The 17,784-nt window shown below is 45.5% G+C and carries 10 protein-coding genes; 1 reads left to right on the top strand and 9 read right to left on the bottom strand.

Annotated features, from left to right (window positions below; all coding sequences use genetic code 11):
- The first annotated feature begins 137 nt into the window (after positions 1-137).
- The gene (gene katG / locus A8708_RS01650) at positions 138-2,321 is read left to right on the top strand and encodes a catalase/peroxidase HPI (RefSeq protein WP_420848519.1); all 2,184 of its coding nucleotides are present in this window, start codon (positions 138-140) and stop codon (positions 2,319-2,321) included.
- A gap of 111 nt (positions 2,322-2,432) precedes the next feature.
- Here katG and A8708_RS01645 read toward each other — a convergent pair whose 3' ends face one another.
- The 9 genes from A8708_RS01645 to A8708_RS01605 form a co-directional block, all read right to left on the bottom strand.
- Positions 2,433-4,748, bottom strand: coding sequence for an FAD-dependent oxidoreductase (locus A8708_RS01645; protein WP_068661806.1), 2,316 nt, complete (start codon positions 4,746-4,748; stop codon positions 2,433-2,435).
- 132 nt (positions 4,749-4,880) lie between these two features.
- On the bottom strand, positions 4,881-8,150 hold the full coding sequence (locus tag A8708_RS01640; protein WP_167355842.1) for a polysaccharide lyase family 8 super-sandwich domain-containing protein: 3,270 nt from the start codon (positions 8,148-8,150) through the stop codon (positions 4,881-4,883).
- A gap of 62 nt (positions 8,151-8,212) precedes the next feature.
- Positions 8,213-10,048 (bottom strand): FAD-dependent oxidoreductase, encoded by a 1,836-nt coding sequence (locus A8708_RS01635; RefSeq protein ID WP_068661804.1) that lies wholly within the window; start codon positions 10,046-10,048, stop codon positions 8,213-8,215.
- 72 nt (positions 10,049-10,120) lie between these two features.
- The gene (locus tag A8708_RS01630) at positions 10,121-10,963 is read right to left on the bottom strand and encodes a carbohydrate ABC transporter permease (RefSeq protein ID WP_239696488.1); all 843 of its coding nucleotides are present in this window, start codon (positions 10,961-10,963) and stop codon (positions 10,121-10,123) included.
- 13 nt (positions 10,964-10,976) lie between these two features.
- The gene (locus tag A8708_RS01625) at positions 10,977-11,870 is read right to left on the bottom strand and encodes a carbohydrate ABC transporter permease (RefSeq protein WP_068661803.1); all 894 of its coding nucleotides are present in this window, start codon (positions 11,868-11,870) and stop codon (positions 10,977-10,979) included.
- Between the two features lie 227 nt (positions 11,871-12,097).
- Positions 12,098-13,462: an ABC transporter substrate-binding protein gene (locus A8708_RS01620; RefSeq protein ID WP_068661802.1), complete on the bottom strand. Its 1,365-nt coding sequence runs from the start codon at positions 13,460-13,462 to the stop codon at positions 12,098-12,100.
- A gap of 110 nt (positions 13,463-13,572) precedes the next feature.
- On the bottom strand, positions 13,573-14,826 hold the full coding sequence (locus tag A8708_RS01615; RefSeq protein ID WP_068661801.1) for a response regulator transcription factor: 1,254 nt from the start codon (positions 14,824-14,826) through the stop codon (positions 13,573-13,575).
- On the bottom strand, positions 14,823-16,619 hold the full coding sequence (locus A8708_RS01610; RefSeq protein ID WP_068661800.1) for a cache domain-containing sensor histidine kinase: 1,797 nt from the start codon (positions 16,617-16,619) through the stop codon (positions 14,823-14,825). Before A8708_RS01610 ends, A8708_RS01615 begins: the two co-directional genes overlap by 4 nt.
- Positions 16,620-16,869: 250 nt before the next feature.
- The gene (locus tag A8708_RS01605; RefSeq protein WP_068661799.1) at positions 16,870-17,697 is read right to left on the bottom strand and encodes a helix-turn-helix domain-containing protein; all 828 of its coding nucleotides are present in this window, start codon (positions 17,695-17,697) and stop codon (positions 16,870-16,872) included.
- Positions 17,698-17,784: the final 87 nt, after the last annotated feature.

The following is a 17,784-nucleotide window of genomic DNA, read 5'->3' as shown; positions in this document are numbered from 1 at the left end:
ACCAGTAGGAAGAGAACGATGAATTTGGTATGTACAAAAAGTCATTGATTTCTTCCTCGATTGTATTATATATTAAATTATAATAATTATAATTTAAGAAAGAATTCAATGGAATTGGAGAGGTAAAAATGAACCCAATGGATACTCCTATCTCAGGAAAATGCCCGTTCCCTCATGGAAATGGAAGCGCTACTAGTCACAAGTCTAGCGGTACGACGAATAAAAACTGGTGGCCTAATCAGCTGAATCTGAATATTCTCCATCAACATGACCGCAAATCAAACCCTCTTGGCGACGATTTTGATTACGCTGAGGAATTCGGGAAATTAGACTACGCTGCGCTTAAACAAGATCTTCGTGATCTCATGACGAACAGCCAAGATTGGTGGCCTGCTGACTATGGACATTATGGCCCCTTCTTTATTCGTATGGCTTGGCACTCCGCAGGAACCTATCGCACTGGCGACGGGCGCGGTGGGGCTGGAACTGGCACACAGCGTTTTGCTCCACTGAACAGCTGGCCAGATAACGGCAACCTGGATAAAGCTCGTCGACTCCTGTGGCCGATTAAGCAGAAGTATGGCAACAAGATCTCTTGGGCAGACTTGTTCATTCTAACCGGCAATGTAGCCATTGAATCGATGGGTGGCCGCACATTTGGCTTCGGCGGCGGACGTGCGGACGTATGGCACCCCGAAGAAGATATCTACTGGGGTCTAGAAACCGAGTGGCTTGGAGATAAGCGTTACACCGGCGATCGCGAGCTTGAGAATCCGCTTGCCGCTGTTCAGATGGGACTTATCTATGTGAATCCAGAAGGTCCGAACGGTAAGCCCGATCCACTTGCCAGCGCTCGCGACATCCGCAATACGTTCAAACGGATGGGCATGAACGATGAAGAAACCGTTGCCCTCGTTGCAGGCGGACATACCTTCGGTAAAGCACACGGTGCAGGAGATGCAGCGCATGTAGGGGCAGAGCCGGAAGCAGCTGCTATTGAAGCGCTAGGCTTAGGTTGGATCAGCACGCACGGTTCCGGCAAAGGCCGCGATACGATTACAAGCGGGATCGAAGGTGCTTGGACAGCCAATCCGACACAGTGGGATAATGGTTTCTTTGAACTTCTGTTCGGATATGAATGGACACTCACGAAGAGCCCCGCAGGCGCACATCAATGGACGCCAGTCAATCCGGCTGACAAGCATCTCGCACCCGATGCTGAAGATCCTTCCATTCGCGTGAAGACGATCATGACAACCGCCGATATGGCGTTGCGTGTGGATCCAGCTTATGAGCAAATCTCTCGTCGTTATTATGAGAATCCTGACCAATTCGCAGATGCCTTCGCTCGTGCTTGGTTTAAACTCACGCACCGGGATATGGGGCCTCTTGCCAGGTATCTAGGACCGGAAGTTCCTGAAGAAGTTCTGATCTGGCAAGACGCTGTGCCGACTGTGGCCTACACATTAACAGATGCAGATGTTGAAGATATCAAGGCTAAGATTCTAGCCTCTGGCCTTACCGTCAGTGAACTCGTATCTACAGCTTGGGCTTCAGCCAGCACCTTCCGCGGTACGGACATGCGCGGCGGCGCCAACGGCGCTCGCATTCGGCTTGCCCCACAGAATGAGTGGGAAGTCAATCAACCAACTCAACTGACTAGAGTGCTTACGATTCTGGAAGGCATACAAGAAGATCTAGACCTCGAGGTAAGTCTCGCGGATTTGATCGTGCTTGGCGGCAGCGCCGCGGTGGAAAAAGCGGCACGCGATGCAGGCTTTCAAGTATCTGTACCCTTTACACCCGGACGCGGTGATGCAACAGAAGAAGAAACCGATGCAGAAAGCTTCGCAGTGCTGGAGCCAGTCGCTGATGGTTTCCGTAACTATCAGAAGAAGCAATATTCCGTTAGCTCAGCGGAGCTTCTAATTGATAAGGCACACCTGCTTAACCTGACTGCACCGGAAATGACAGCGCTAGTTGGCGGTATGCGTGTTCTTGGTACGAACTTCGGTGGCACCAAGCATGGTGTATTCACAGACCGTGTTGGTGTTCTCACGAATGACTTCTTCGTTAACTTACTCGATATGGGCGTTCAGTGGAACCCTATCGGTGATGATGTTTTTGAAGGACGCGATCGCAAGACAGGCAAAGTGGTTCGATCCGCCACGACGGTTGACCTCGTCTTCGGTTCCAACTCCGTTCTTCGCGCGATTGCCGAAGTGTATGCCCAAGATGATAACCAAGAAAAGTTTGTACGCGACTTCATAGCTAGCTGGGTCAAGGTCATGAATGCCGATCGCTTTGATCTACAATCATAAAAACCAACGCCAGCTACCTCCTATTTTTATAGCGAATATGATGCGCAAAAACTCTACCCACAACAAAATGGGTAGAGTTTTTGCGCATCATACCTTGAACTTCAATGCAATTCATGAATAACAGCGAACCTCATAGATCGCGGCAGATGGATCGCCGTTCGTTGCATGAACAACGATCCTCAATTTAGCAGTCTTCACTTCTTCAGACAAGCTATGCTTCATTTGCCTCTGATAATTGTCCTTGATATGCACAAGGTCCTCCCAGCTTTCTTCCCTCCATGCTTGGATAGTATAGACCCTTGGACATTGCGGATCCTTATAAAATGGCGGGTAATAATGGTATTCCGTCAGCAACTGTCCTGGGAATGTCAGATGTACTTCACGAATTGTCACAGCTTCTTCCCATTCCAACTGAAGCCACTGGGATAGCGGCTGCTGCGGGTCGGACTTCCACAAATTCGTGGACTGGTGCGGCCGTGTCACACCACTGATGGCATTCACAGCGCCGTAGCTAGGCTGCGCGGGTTCAACCCGGTAGCTAAGTGCATATTTCACACCACGCATTTGTCCGTTGCCCATATCCCAAGCTGAGGTTTGGCCAGGCTCAATTCCACCGGCACGATGCCAGATTACATGCTCATTGCTCGATAGATCAAGACGAATATATGAGTTTGGTTTCAAATCGGTCAACTGGACCTCCCACTCGATCCATTGTGCTTCGCCAGGAGCAACCAATAATTCCGCCTCGGCTAGAACTGTTCCCGTGTTAACACGGTAATCCCAAATATCGTTTACAGGAACAAGTGAACTCCTAACCACTTGAACCTGATCCGAAGTATTCGTCAAGCATACAGCGACCTGGCGCAGCTCCGATGTTCCCATCGCGATCCATTGTCCGAGTTTCGTTAATAATTGGACCTCAGGCTTCTTCACCACATGTAACTCCAGCTTCTTCGGTGCTGTATCCCACCAACGTTTCAGTAAAGGCGTTTCCGCATCTCGACTCTCCGGTCCGACGCCATGGACGACAGCTTCACTGCTGGCTGACAACCGTGCTGAACGTGCAAGATCATACTCATCTTCATTCCTATTATTGGGAAGAAAACATCCATCCTTAATCAGCGTTTGCTTCAATTCACGAATATGGTGATTGGAAATCGTCCTGATCGGGACGTTCTTGCTGACGGCAAGACCAGCAGCTGTTCCTACAGCCTGCCCCATGAGCGCTGTTGTGCCCATAACACGAACTGTTCCTAAAGCAGCATGAGTGACACTCACATTGCGCCCAGCCATCATCAGATTGTTGACATCTTTCGCTATACAGATGCCTAGCGGTACGCCGTATGGCCCACAGTAACTTTTAACATTGTAATCACCCTGATAACCAGCTGCTGAATTCGGTTCGCTAGTAGGAGCCAACAATCCGCCAGGCGTGTGTAAATCGATGAACCAGCCTCCGAATGCAATCTCGTCTTCAAATACCTTTCTGTTCAAAATATCATGCTCGGTCATAAAATAATCCCCAATAATCCGGCGACTTTCGCGCTTGCCTGGCACTTGCCCAATCCAATCAATCGCATAATTAGCTGCTAGCTCCATTGTTTCAGGATCCCTGTTCTTAATCCAATCCCATACGCCAAGCGTATGGCAAGTCAATTCATGCCGGATATCTTCCGAATCGTAAATGGTATGCCATGGGACCCCAATTTCTAGCCACCAATACCCCCCTCGAACATCATTCGGAGTTCTGCCCTGCTTATAGAAGAAACTCGCATCTTCGTATTTGACTGCCCAGTCAGGAGCTTTAAACGGTACCTGGCGCCCCATATCTTTGGCCTTGAAATGAATGGAATTGCCCATCGTGTCTTGGCTAGCTTGGAGCGGGGCATGAGGCTCGTTAAACTCTTCACGGCTTTCAGTTCCCATTCTCCATTCGCAACCAGCTAAATCCGCTACAATACCGTCTCCCGTACAATCAATGAACATACTTCCGGAGATCGTGAGCTCCGTTTCGCTATTCGCAATTCGTCCGATAACCGACTGAATATGCTTGTTTGCATCGATAACCACTTGCTGAATGGAAGTGTTCAAGTGAAAAGTAAGATTAGGCGTACTCATTGCCATATCATACATGACCATGTCCCAAACACTGTTCGTCCAACCATTTTCCAAGATTTCCTCATGATTGCGAGCCCGTTCTTCAATCAGAAGCTCTGAGAGAATGCCTGTTTCCCTTGCATACGCATGAAATGCTGCCGCCCCGTGGGGAGTTACTCGAATTTCAGATGAACTATTCCCTCCGAAGACAGGTCTGTCTTGAACAATGCAGGCTTTGGCTCCCTGTCTTGCTGCAGCTACTCCTGCACAGAATCCCGCCAGTCCGCCTCCGCAAACGACTACATCATAATGCTCATTTTTTTGTATCATTGATGAATGCTCCTTCTCTCGAATCTACTCGAGTAAAATTATTGATAAAAAAATGCTTACACCACCCGGATAGACTCAAAGGAACGACTGCATAGCCCTAGAAGCTATGCAGTCCGTCTATCTTATTCCGACTTAATTTCCCCACACTTCAATTTCAAACAACCGAGCATCCGTGTTACTTCCGACAGAGGTGGCATCGGTAATGTACATCCGTATCTTCGTCGTTGTTATTGCCGTGAAGTTTAGATCGTTGTACTGACCGCTCATTCCGTCTTTCGTATTGCCTGCGACACTAGCCCCGGGAATGTCTACCCAAGCGCTTCCATTCCAATACTGCATTTTGAACGTGTCGATCTGCCAATCCGGCCCACTTGTGGAACCGCTCCAAATCTTAACCTTGTTGATTGTCTTACTCGACACCCAATCCAATTGAAACCAGTGGGGTTCCGCCGTATTCGTAGACAACCATCTGCTGCTTTGAACATTCTTGATTCCGTCAACAGCTAATTCTTTGGTAAAAGCACCATTTGTGGTATCCACTGACAGTGAAGCAGAAGGCGCAAGATTGATTGGACTGGCAGGACTAAACTTTATAGCATCAGCATTCACATAAGTACCATTGGCATTATCGGTTAACTCTACATACCCGGCAGTGCCTGATGTAAAGTTATGCGTTCCCAACATAAGCCACGATCCTCCCGGTACAGTCTGCTGATTAACCGTATACAGTTGAGAGCCACCGTTATAATACACCGTGAATGGTGCGTTGGTGGATCGAGCAGTGTTTCCATCCGGTATCCTATAGTACACATTATAATTGCCAGTCGTTGGAATCGTCGGTCTCCATCTGATTTTATCCGCGCCTGTTCCGGAATTATTATACGCATAGTCGGAGCCATAATAATTCGGCAAAAATGACGAAGATAACCAAGTACCCGTATATTCTGCAGAGGTGTTATCGATAATGATGTCACTATCGGAAATAGGGGTCCCCCCAGTGTAGCTAAACTTGGCTTTCAGTGTTTTACCTTTGGTTGCATTCACATTAACTGATAGTTTAATTGTCGGGGACAACTGGGTAATCGTAACTCCCGAGTCATAGGACAGATAACCTGTTGCACTTCGGTTAATTTCAATATTGATGCTGCCCGTGTTGGCTTGTGTCGGATCGGACACGGCTACTTCAATTTCTCCACCTGCATTTTCCTTGGTCATGACGGAGGCCTTCTTATCGCTGGAAAGGAAGTTGGTCCCGCTTACCTGCACCCATTTCAGTGCATCCGCCCAGAAATTCATGCCAACAACATTCAATGTCGTTTCTTTCACGGCTTGGGCTGAGATGGAATTCTCCAATACCGAAACATGTGGACTACTCGCATAGCTGCTTACTTGTGTACTCGTTTTCCCTGGCAACATGACATACGAATATGTCGAGTCTGTCGGATTCACGCCATGATCAAACCACATTGTCAAATAATTACTGGTTATATTCGTAGCAGAGGTTCCATCTCTTCCATCGATATCACTCCATTTGCCTGTTCTGGCTTCGCGCTTTCCATTCAGTGTCGTGCCTCCAGGGAAATAATAGCCGATATCCGAGCCGGATACGCTTCCCGCCAGGTGGGCCCAGTTGACACCCGTCATCGTTTCCGACCATCCCAGGATGGAAGACTTAGCCGTTCCATTTACCGTCAACGCATTATTCCCGCTGCTGTTCAGCTTGCGGTTCTCTGCAATGGTCTCCACTTTCCGGGGTGTACCGTCCCATCCATTGCCAGTCTGGCCTGTATTCGTAATCCCGGCACCAAGCGCCACGACTTCATCGTCGAACATAAACCACGATTTCTTCGCCGTTAAATTACTGCTCCAGGCATCGAGTTCCATGCCAGTTGTTCCATACAAACCTAGAATTGATGTACCGCCAACCCAATCACTCGAACTCAGATAATTACTCCCACTGCTGTTGGTTCTTGACATTGTATCTACCGTTGTACCCGGCAAGCGATATTTATTTACAGTCGGCCAGAAATCATTTGAAAATTGAGAAAGGTCATTATTATATAAATAAGTCATGCCATTTCCAACATACCAACCTTTTACATTCTCGTCATTGATGGATTCGAAGTTATAAATTCGGTTAGAAGACATACTGATTCCCAAACCAAAACCAGGACGCAGATGAACCGTGCGAGCCATATTGGGGAATTGCTTATTCGCAATTAACTCCCCACGAGAGGTTGCATTGGCAGCTATTTCTTTTCCTAGAACGATCATATTGATTGGTACAAACGAGAAGAAATTCTTATACGTATCCGTATCTATCCAGTATTTCACCATACTCCTGAACGCTGTTGCGTCCGTCGTCTGTGCAGATTGTGAAATACGTATAATTGCTTTAATTGCACTGTTGCCGGCATCATGGTCTTGCGCATAGGAACGAGAAATATTCCTTCCTCTCGTCATATCCATCATTGCCCCCCTATAGATCAAGGGCTCAAACGAATCGTATACCCATTTATATACATTATGCTTGTCGACATCTGTAACGGCCCATGTGGAGCCATTGAGTACATACATCAAGTTGGCTAAATCCTGCAACAATCCAGTCCCGTAACCCCCGGTATAAGGATGCTTGACATGCTGGATGAACGAACCGTCCGCATAAAACCCGTCACCGTTAGTTACATAATTAAATATCGTGCTTAGCCCATCCCGAGCGTTAGCGATTTTCGTTGCGTTCTTCACAAGAATACCGCGAACACCGATAATCGTGCACTCCCATGTTCGATTAGCTCCGGTCATCGTAATCGTTGGTTGGAAATGCTCTATTGCACTCATATAGCTGGTAATTTGAGCGGCAGTTAATTGTGCATACAGCAGCACCACAATATCATTGAGCGCAAGCGGTGCGCCAATCTCAAAATCCCACCAGTTATCATATTTCGTATTACTTGGGTTAGAAGGCGTACCGCTCGCATTATACCGATTCGCGTTCATCCAATCTAGTCCAGTGATAATATCCGCGAGTAACGCCGAATCGTTCTGAAGTGTTGAACCTGTCGTGGCATAGGCAAGCGCCATTGACTTTAACCGACCATACATCGATGTGATTTGACTGGAAATCGTTGTGCTCGCCAGGTCACTCCACAGATAGGTACTTGGTGTATTATCCATGGCACTCCAGTTTGTATTCGCTGTAGTGGTAAGCGCTGTAATTTGAGGGGCTATGTCTGGATCGAGTGGATTATAAGCTGTTCCTCCGGTTAGCATCTCCTTCCATCTGTCTCGGAGCGTATCGTACTCATCCGCCGCTGAAACTTGTCTCACAAAAACCGAATTCATTGTTACAAGTAGCAAAAGCGTAAGTAACGTAATAACTGTCCGTTTTACTTGCGTACTCATTGCTATTTCCTCCTTCGTGACAAGTGACGTTTTCTTCTCCAGGGCATTCATCCCATTTGCCTTCACTGACATCTGATTTCGAAAATTCTAGCATGATCCAATCCATTCGTACTTAAAACCTCCAGACGGAGTTTACTAACTTGTTCCCACTTCACATAGCTTGTAACCTGCCTCTGGTAGTTATCATGGAAGTTCATCACTTGATGACTGTCGTATGCGCCGAGTGAACTCGCAAAATAAGCAATCAGTCGGAAATCCTTCACTGTTTCAGGTTGTGGTCCCCATTCGAATTTCTTTGAAAGATTGTCCTCATGCGTCAATGTCAATCTCCGGTGCATGCCTGTATCCAGCACAATTGTTATTTCATTCATGGATACCGGCGTTTCCCATTCCAGCTCAATCCAAGGCTCCCGGTCGTCAGGACGTGACATCCATCTGTGCGTACCAGGAAGAACCAATTCAGGTCTGACACCGTTCGTTCCATGCATGGAACGGGTATATCCATCTATGATATTCGCCGCTCCCCCCTCTGGCTGCTCAGAAGAAGCTCTAACAATCGCTTGACTTGCCAAATTGTCACTCGTAGGAATACCAGGAAGGAATGCATCCTGTTTCATAAGCTGATTTTGGGTTGTCCGAATCAATTCTTTGTTGAGATACGCCAAATCCAGGGGAACACCTTCCTTTATCGCCATGGCTGCAAAAGTACCTGCCCCTTGCCCCATCACACCGCAGGTCGCCATGACCCTTGTGCTTGAAAAGGCAATATGCGTAGCGGAAATATTACGTCCTACAAACATGAGATTCGCCACATTGGCGCTAATCATTGCACGTAGAGGTATGCCATATACATGATTAGTGTGCGGTTGATGGCAGGGATCCATCTCTTTGGCTTCTATCCCCTGCGGTGGATGTGTATCCATCGGCCAACCGCCATAGGCGATGACATCTTCGAAATGGACGGCATTCTCCAAATCTCCTTGCGTCAGCATATGCTTACCGATAAATCGGCGCGATTCCCGCTTGCCAGGCACGAAGCCGAACCAATCCAGTGCCCAGTTCTCAGACTCTGGGTGGTGTCCGCTATTTTTTATATGATCCCAGACACCCATCATGATGGCTAGAAGCTCATCTCGAATCACTTCGTTATCTGAGATTGTATCCATTAATCCGCCAAATTCCACCCACCAATACCCGTATTCCCATGAGGAATGACTGCGATATTTTAAATCCTCCTCCGAATAGTGTTTAGCCCACTCAGGCGCTATAAACTTCATCGGCTTGCCCATATTTCGTGCCGTAAACAGAAGGGAAGAACCAAGACGATAGCTGTCAGATTCCTGTCCTGCGAATGATTCCCCATATTGCAGGGAAGACTCCCTGCCTGTCGTAAATAACGCACCCGCCTCTTTCCCAAGGCGTCCGTCTCCGGTGCAGTCCATGAAGATATCGGCGCAAATTTCAAATCCTTGTTCGGTGCTTTCTCTGGTAGCTATCGCAGAAACAATCCTATCCCCATCCATTTGCACCCCGATAATCGTCGTATTCAGCATCAACATCAGATTTGATTCTGCACGACACTTTTCATATAGAAGGAGATCAAGCATGGAAGCGCTTCGCTGTGGATTGCGAACCGCACAGTCAAGAAGAATTTCTTCTAGGATGCCGCCTTCCCTAGCTTCCGTCTCTAGGGCCGTCCCTCTCTTGGAATGCGCCGCCCCAACGATGTGCATTCGAATCTCAGATGAGGCATTGCCACCTAGAACGGAGCGATCCTGACATAGAATAACTTGTGCACCGTTCCGAGCAGCGGCGATGGCGGCTACGACGCCAGATATACCTCCACCAGCTACTAGTAAATCTGTCTGTATGAGATCCCTTTTATTTGGTCCACTCATGATTGATGAGCTCCCCCCCACTATCATTTTCATTCTTCACCAGCCGTAAGATTCAGTAAGATTACATGACGGTTAACCTTTCAACCCTGTATTCGCAATTCCTTCTACAAACCAACGTTGGCAGATGGCTACTATGACAATCAACGGCCCCAGTGCTGATACGGAAGCAGCCATGATAAGAGGGTAATCCGTTCCTGTTTCATCCGAGAAACTCGATAAACCGATAGGAATGGTAAACAAGTTTCTGCTTCTAAGTAGGATTAGCGGATTCTCGTACTCGTTCCAATGCCAAGTAAAAGTTAGAATTAACAACGTGACTAAAGCTGGTTTTGTTAATGGCAGTGAGAGTTGCCAGAACATCCGCCAATACCCTGCCCCATCCACCTTACTTGCCTCCAGCAACTCATTGGGCAGTGTCATGAAAAACTGACGCATAAGGAAGGTCCCCAATACCGTAAACATCCCTGGTAAAATGATCGCCGCATGTGTATTCACTAGATTCATTTGATCAAACAAAATGAATCTTGGAACGAACAGCACCTGATGTGGAATAATCATCGTACTTAGATAGATCAAGAAAATGCCGTCTTTCCATTTAAATTTCAATTTGGCAAAAGCGAAACCAGCCAACGCGCTTGTTACAATAGATCCCACTACTTGAAAAAAAGTAATCTTGATTGAGTTTATATAAAAGACCGAGAACGGAACGGATCCTGACCATACCTTCTTATAATTGTCGAAGTTCCACACCTTCGGAATCCAACGAATCGGATATTCAAATAGGTCGGCGCTATTCTTAAAGGATCCCGATAACATCCAAATAAATGGAAGTACCATACCTACAGCAATGGCCGCAAATACCAGCGTTAGCATACTTTTTAGAACCACTCGCTTAGTTAACACTTGCTCACTCACTCTTTTCACCCCCTTAGTAATAATCCTGCCACTTCTTCTGACCTTTCCATTGAACGATCGTAACAATAAAGATGACAATAAACAGCAACCACGATACCGTCGATGCATAGCTCATCTGCTTAAGCTCGAAGGCTTGTCTATAAATGTATAGCGCTAACACCAAAGTAGAGTTGAGCGGCCCTCCATTGCTCATCACTTGCACGGATGCAAATACTTGAAAGGAAGCAATCACAAGCGTTATTGCAATCATGAAACTGGTAGGTTTGAGCAGCGGTAAAGTAATATGCCAAAAGCGCTTCAGTGCGTTCGCTCCATCAATTTCGGATGCCTCATAGTAATCCTTCGAAATACCTTGAAGCCCTGCCATGTAGAGCACCATCGCATACCCTACGTAAATCCATACAGTCATGATAATAATCGCAATTAATGACCAATCGGGACTTGCCAACCATCCAGGAGGATTACTTACGCCAAGTGACTTTAAAACGTTATTAATAGGGCCTTCTGACGAATTGTACATCACCCTCCACACCACAGCGATCGCAATCAGACTGCTCATGTAGGGGAGAAAAACTAACGTGCGGAGCGTCTCTTTCAGAAAAACATGTTTGTTCAGGATGGTTGCTAGCAGTAAACCACCTAACATCGCTGCAGGAACGGTAACTGCACTGAAAATAACATTATGGGCTAATGCCTTGAACACCATGACATCATGGAATAGTTTGATCACATTATCCAATCCGATATAGGTGAGTCCCTGCAATCCCTTCAGATAATTCCAATCCGTAAATATTAAGATCAAGCTAAATACCAATGGGAGTAAAATAAATGCACAGAATCCAAGTAGATTTGGAAGTATAAATAAATAACCAGCTACGTTTTCTTTTGTTTTTTCTTTCCAATTCATTGCTCGCAGCTCCCTTCTTAATTCTTAGTATAAAAGAAGCCCTGCCCAAGCAAAATGGGATAAAGTAAGTATAAACCGTGATATCCTATGATCTGAACGAAGAAAAATCCTTGGTTATGTGAAACCTCGTCCATTGTCCCATGAATTAAAAAATCCCCCTACAGAAGTAGGAGGAAGATCGGTGTGATGGTAACAGTACATAGAAACTGTCTAGTAGTATACTTTTCTTATTTCGTTGCCGCTTTAATCGCGTCATCGGCCTTTTTCTTAATCGTCTCTACCGTTTTATCAAGTGGTTGAACGTTCATAAAGTACTTCTCTGCTTCTTCCATCAAGGCTTTACGTTGTTCGGCAATTGCTGTCGTTTTCGTGGTCACCTTATACGTATAGTTAGCTTTGAGTACACTCATGAACGATTCTTTATCAAAGTACTGACCTTTATCCGCAATGATAATATCTGCAACTTTGTTAATATCGGACTTCACGTTACTCGGGATGCGTCCACCAGCAACCATTTCCAAGTTGCCTTCTTTCAAGTACCAATCTAAGAACTTCATCGCCGCTTCTTTATTTGCACTTTTCGCATTGATGGATAAGAAGTCGCCAAAACCGCCGCCATTCACATTTTTACCCTTTTCCATTTGCGGTACAGGTGCAAAAGCTACAGTGAATTTGCGATCTGGATATGCTTTATCATCCTTAATATATCTAAATAAATACGTTCCCGAATAAACCATTGCGGTTCTGCCTTTGAGCAGCTCATCCTGCGGTTGAAGCTTATTGGCAATGCCCTCTGCATAAGGAACCAAGGCCTTTGCGTCTAACAGCTGCTTTTGTACCTCTAAACCTTTCTTTAAGGCAGGATTGTTCAAGTTGGAGCTGCCATCTGCTGCGAAGTAGGCATTCGTAGGCTGCGCCGACATAAGCACGTCATAAGCAATTGGCTCCCACGTTGGATTCAAATAAGCACCTACTTGGCCTGGTTTCGTCAGCTTCTTGCCGAGAGCCACGAAATCATCCCAAGTCCAATCTGTCGGGATTTTCTCGCCAGCTGCGTCTAGCATGGCTTTATTGAAGAACATGACCTGCAAGCTTTTCGCTCCTGGCAAATAATAAATTTTATTGTCCTTTTTAATTAGATTATTTGCACCGATTACGCCATCAAGATCGAAATTCACTTTCTTAATCAGATCATCTAGCGGTTCCACCATGCCTGATGTGATTCGTCTATCCAAGTTGGCATCGCTGTAAGAAACGAATATATCAGGGGCGTCATTGGTCGAAAGCAGTGCTGTCTCAAGCTTCGTATTCCCTGGCTCATCATTCACGAATCTTACATATTCAACTTGAATATCTTTATGAGCTGCATTCCATTTATCCACAACTGCTTTGGGACCACTTTCTTCTGGAACACCACCCCAGAACTTTAACTTTACTGTCTTTGCTGGTGCTGTCGATGCAGCCGTTGCCGATGATGCTGCAGCGGCTGGCGTGCTTGTACCTCCGCTACTCGTTTCTGTTTTACCGCACGCGCTCAAAGCTAACGATGATAACATCGCGACTGACAAACCAATAACTGAAAGCCTTTTCATCTAGTAATCCCCCTCAACTAATTTTGACCACATTTAAGTTATACCAAATGCCGTGAGAACTTCGAATGGGAGATTCTATAGACTTAAAGTGTTTTTCTCAGATTCATACTTTATTTACCCAATATCATCTTGCGATATTCCAGCGGAAATACCCCTTCTGTTTTTTTGAAATATTTACTGAAATGATTCGAATCTCCATAACCAACCATTTCACTAATTTCGTATATCTTGTAAGTTGGATCAGCCAAGAGCTCGCGCGCCTTCTTCATCCTTACCTTGGTTATATAGTCGACAATTTTATCACCAGTTTCTTTTTTAAAGAGAACACTAAGGTAATTCTCAACAAAACCAATTCGCTTAGCCAATTCAGATACCTTTATGGAGTTATTGAACTCCTTATGAATGATGTCGATAACTTCTTGAATTTCTGGCCGATAGCGCGCATCTGTCACGTTTTGTTTATCAGAATAAAACATCATCTTATCCGGATTATGAAACTTGCGTTCCAAACTCTCCTCCGCTGCTTCATAAGCACGATGTAATTCATAAATCGTACAGTGCCCTGAAATCCCGAAACTAAGCGATACACGGGCATACGTAGCCGAAGCAGCACGCATTTCCTCCAACGTGCTCTCAGAGAAGCTAGTTAAAAGCAAGGCAAACTTGCCATTTAGCGTCTCTACTAGCTCTCCTCCGCCATTCTTCTTCATGATTTCTTCCAGAATGTTGCCCACGGTGTAGTTCAATAATTGCTCACTCTTAAATCTATTTCCCTCATGGACGCGCCGATACTCATCAATCGAAATGCAGACAACGCGGTAAGGCGGCTCACCACATTGCAAATCCAACATATGCAGCAGCGTATCCGTTTCTAACTTCGAACTGTGCTTCATAAATAAATCCTGCAGCTGTCCCCGCTTAGCACCACTCTTCAGCTGTACGACCCTCGACACAAGCTGATCTTTTTCCGACTGCTGGATGCGAGAATTTTCAATATCCTCGCCAATTCGCTTGCATTTCTCAAGCAGCTCCGCTGGCACCCAGGCTAACTTAAGCATGTAATCAACCGCACCTAACTGCAAAGCTTTTTGTACATAATCGAAATCATTATAGTTTGATAAAATTATACAACGTATATGTGGCCACTGCTTCGTTATGGTTGACATTAATACGATGCCATCCATTTCTGGCATTCGTATATCCATAAGTACAATATCGCAAGGAGACCGCTCTAGCATAGCAAGAGCTTCCACCCCGTTCTCTGCTTCGCCGATCACTTCAAATCCATGTTCCTGCCACGGGATCAGCGTTTTCAATGATAATCGAACTAGAATCTCATCATCAACAATTAATATCCGTATCATAGCGTTGGCTCCTTCTGAATGTAGGGTAGCTGAATACGAGCTTCTAACCCGCATTCTTCATGTTGATGTAAGCTAATGCCGTATGAAACACCAAAATACAGCTTGATTCGTTGGTCTACATTACCGATGCCAATTCCACTATATTTGGCATGCGATGGGGTCATCCCCTCTTGAATGCGTATTAATTCCTCAGGAGCTACACCTTTACCGTTATCTTGAATCGAGATGGTATAGCCAAGTCGATTAGGCTGCCAATGCGCACTTATTTGAATGTGCAGAGGTAATCTCCCGCCGTGAATCAAACTATTTTCCACAAGAGGTTGCAGGCTAAATTTCAAAACATAGCTATCCAAGAGGTCCTCAGGGACATCCATGGCAATGCTAATATTGTCGTGATACCTAATTTTCTGCAGATACATATAGAGCTCTAGATACTCTAATTCTTGCCGAAGTGTAACATAATGATGCTGCTGTTTCATGGAGAATTCCAATAGTTTCCCTAGGGCGGTTATCATATCGCTTACATTTTGGTTCGTATTGGACAACATCGCCATCAGCTTAATGGAATTCAGTGTATTAAATAGAAAATGCGGGTTAATTTGTGCCTGCAGCGCTTGAAAATGGGCTTCCTCTTTCTTCCGTTGCTCTTCCACGACATGAGACATCAGCTCCTGAAGCTTAGCGGTCATCCGATTAAAACTATTCCCTAGAAGCGATATCTCATCCCGCCCCTTTACCTGAACAACCGTCTTAAAATCCCCCGTTCCGACTAGTCCCATAGAATGCAGGAGCGAATAAATCGGTTTGGTAAATCGAAGCAGGAAGTAGATAAATAACAGAATGGCAGCAGAAAACAACAACAAAATACTAAGAATAGATTTCGTTTTCGACTTGTTTAACTGACCTGTAAATTGATCATTTGGGATAAATGTCAGCAAACTCACACTCAGAAGTGAAACTTTGGCTTCATTGACTAAATAGGTGTTTCCATCATGGTTAAAGCGCATGACTTGGTCTTTGGCTTGATTTAATTCTGACAATTGCTCATCTGTGAAATCGGTAAACACATTGCCTTTCGTATCGATGAATCGCCCTTCATGGTCTCTCATCATCATATCCGGTAAGCTTTGCGAAGAGGATTCGCGTTTTCCGAAGAAAACATCCCACGGCACACCTACACTGATTACGCCTGTACTTTTCGAACCCGTAGCGTCTCTTACAGCTCTTGATATCGTTACATAGCTGCTTGAAGTCCCAGCATCAGAATAACCGAATTGTGGGTTAAGTTTGTAGAGTAAGGTCCATATGGGATACCCCATCTGCTTATTGGCAGCGATATACCACGGTTCCTGAATAAGATTTGCATAATTATTGTCGATATTAAAGTCATATAACGTACTGAGCGCCAGTTGATTATTATCTAGATAAATGAGGAAGGCTCTGCTGTCGAGGAGTAAATCCCTAATAGTTACCAGCGACGTTTGCACCCTTTTAATAACCGAATACGACTGATAGTCTTTCTTCCAATTAGATAGATTCGAGATATCACTTTGTTTCACATCAGACTCAACAAAGGCTGTTGCTTTGACCATTTTACCAACCAAATCGTCAATCCCCTTCGCCTTGCTTTCAACCAGTTCCTGATTCGTATCATAGACCTCTTTCTCCAACAAACTCTTAGAAGAATAGGTATAGGACAGGAATATAAGTAGAATGGGCACAACAATTAGAATGATAAACGTGAAAATTAACTTACCTCTAATGGAGTGGATGATGTGTTTGATGCCCTTCATGCTGCTCCCCCGTCCGCTTATAATTGCCCTTTAAATCAGTTTACCTGAATGCCATCCTTCGCTACAACAATCTTTCTTGCCTCTTTCATCATAATCTGTGGAAAAGGGTTTGAATATCATCATTTGAGGGAGATTCTTAACTCTTATCGTGTAATTCTTAGAGGATTGCATGCAACGACAAATAGACTGATTAGCCTAGCAGCTAAACAGTCTGTGATATAGAGCGCAGGGGCAGAATTGGTCAATGTGGTCAAGTATCTTCAGCCTCCCGATGCTGCATCCGATAGTCACTAGGACTTTTCCCATATTTGGCACGAAACGCACGGCAGAAGTAGGGGTAACTGCGGAATCCGGATGCTTCGGCAGCATCCTCAAGCCGCATGTCACTGTACAGAATCCGATCGCTTGCAATGGACAAACGAACCTCGACAGCATAACGCATTGGCGGCACACCGAACGCATGCTTGAACATATGGGACGCAGTCGACGTACTAACACCATTACGTGCAGCTAACATTTCTAGCGTGAGCGTCTCCGTGGCATGCTTTTCAATATATTGCTTAAGCTTGTAAGCAATGTAATGATCCTTACGGCATCCTGCGGCCAATAATGTAACGATGGAACGCTCAATCATCAAGCAAAGCAGCTTCGCAAAACAGGCAATGATTTCGGCGTTATTTTCATGCAAATTCCTTTTCTCAAGTATTAATCTCCGCCACAGGCTAAGCAAATCATCATTAACCTCAATCCGCACAACATCGGGAAATTCCTTCCCCTTAAGCCAATGGTCGACCCACTCCCCTCCACACACTACATAATAATCCGTACTATCGACGTGACTTTGCCCATTTCCCCCACTCTCTTCGCCAATGAACAGCTGATACGTGCCTCCTGGTTTGGACATAACCAAATCGCCTGATTGCATGTAATGTGAAATCCCATTGAGATCAATACGGCAAGTACCATTCACTTGCAACCTTATTAGTACACCGTCCTTTCTGCGTTCCAATTGATTGCGGTGAGGTGCGCGGTGGTGGGAATAACCCACGTGGATATAGCGAAATTCAGAATTTTCCACAGTAGACTCCTTTCTTCTCTCATCAAAAAAAATGCAAAATAAGTCAACTCGTACAAGATCGGATATTCAACCCTGTAACCGCTTTTC

Origin of the sequence: Paenibacillus oryzisoli, assembly GCF_001653565.1 — a bacterium.
Lineage (GTDB): Bacteria > Bacillota > Bacilli > Paenibacillales > NBRC-103111 > Paenibacillus_E > Paenibacillus_E oryzisoli.
This window is presented reverse-complemented; position numbering and strand designations above follow the sequence as displayed.

What these genes read in the sequence shown, in the direction of transcription:
- katG (WP_420848519.1), top strand. Translation starts at nt 138, where the DNA reads ATGGATACTCCTATCTCAGGAAAATGCCCGTTCCCTCATGGAAATGGA.
- A8708_RS01645 (WP_068661806.1), bottom strand. Translation starts at nt 4,748, where the DNA reads ATGATACAAAAAAATGAGCATTATGATGTAGTCGTTTGCGGAGGCGGA.
- A8708_RS01640 (WP_167355842.1), bottom strand. Translation starts at nt 8,150, where the DNA reads ATGAGTACGCAAGTAAAACGGACAGTTATTACGTTACTTACGCTTTTG.
- A8708_RS01635 (WP_068661804.1), bottom strand. Translation starts at nt 10,048, where the DNA reads ATGAGTGGACCAAATAAAAGGGATCTCATACAGACAGATTTACTAGTA.
- A8708_RS01625 (WP_068661803.1), bottom strand. Translation starts at nt 11,870, where the DNA reads ATGAATTGGAAAGAAAAAACAAAAGAAAACGTAGCTGGTTATTTATTT.
- A8708_RS01620 (WP_068661802.1), bottom strand. Translation starts at nt 13,462, where the DNA reads ATGAAAAGGCTTTCAGTTATTGGTTTGTCAGTCGCGATGTTATCATCG.
- A8708_RS01615 (WP_068661801.1), bottom strand. Translation starts at nt 14,826, where the DNA reads ATGATACGGATATTAATTGTTGATGATGAGATTCTAGTTCGATTATCA.
- A8708_RS01610 (WP_068661800.1), bottom strand. Translation starts at nt 16,619, where the DNA reads ATGAAGGGCATCAAACACATCATCCACTCCATTAGAGGTAAGTTAATT.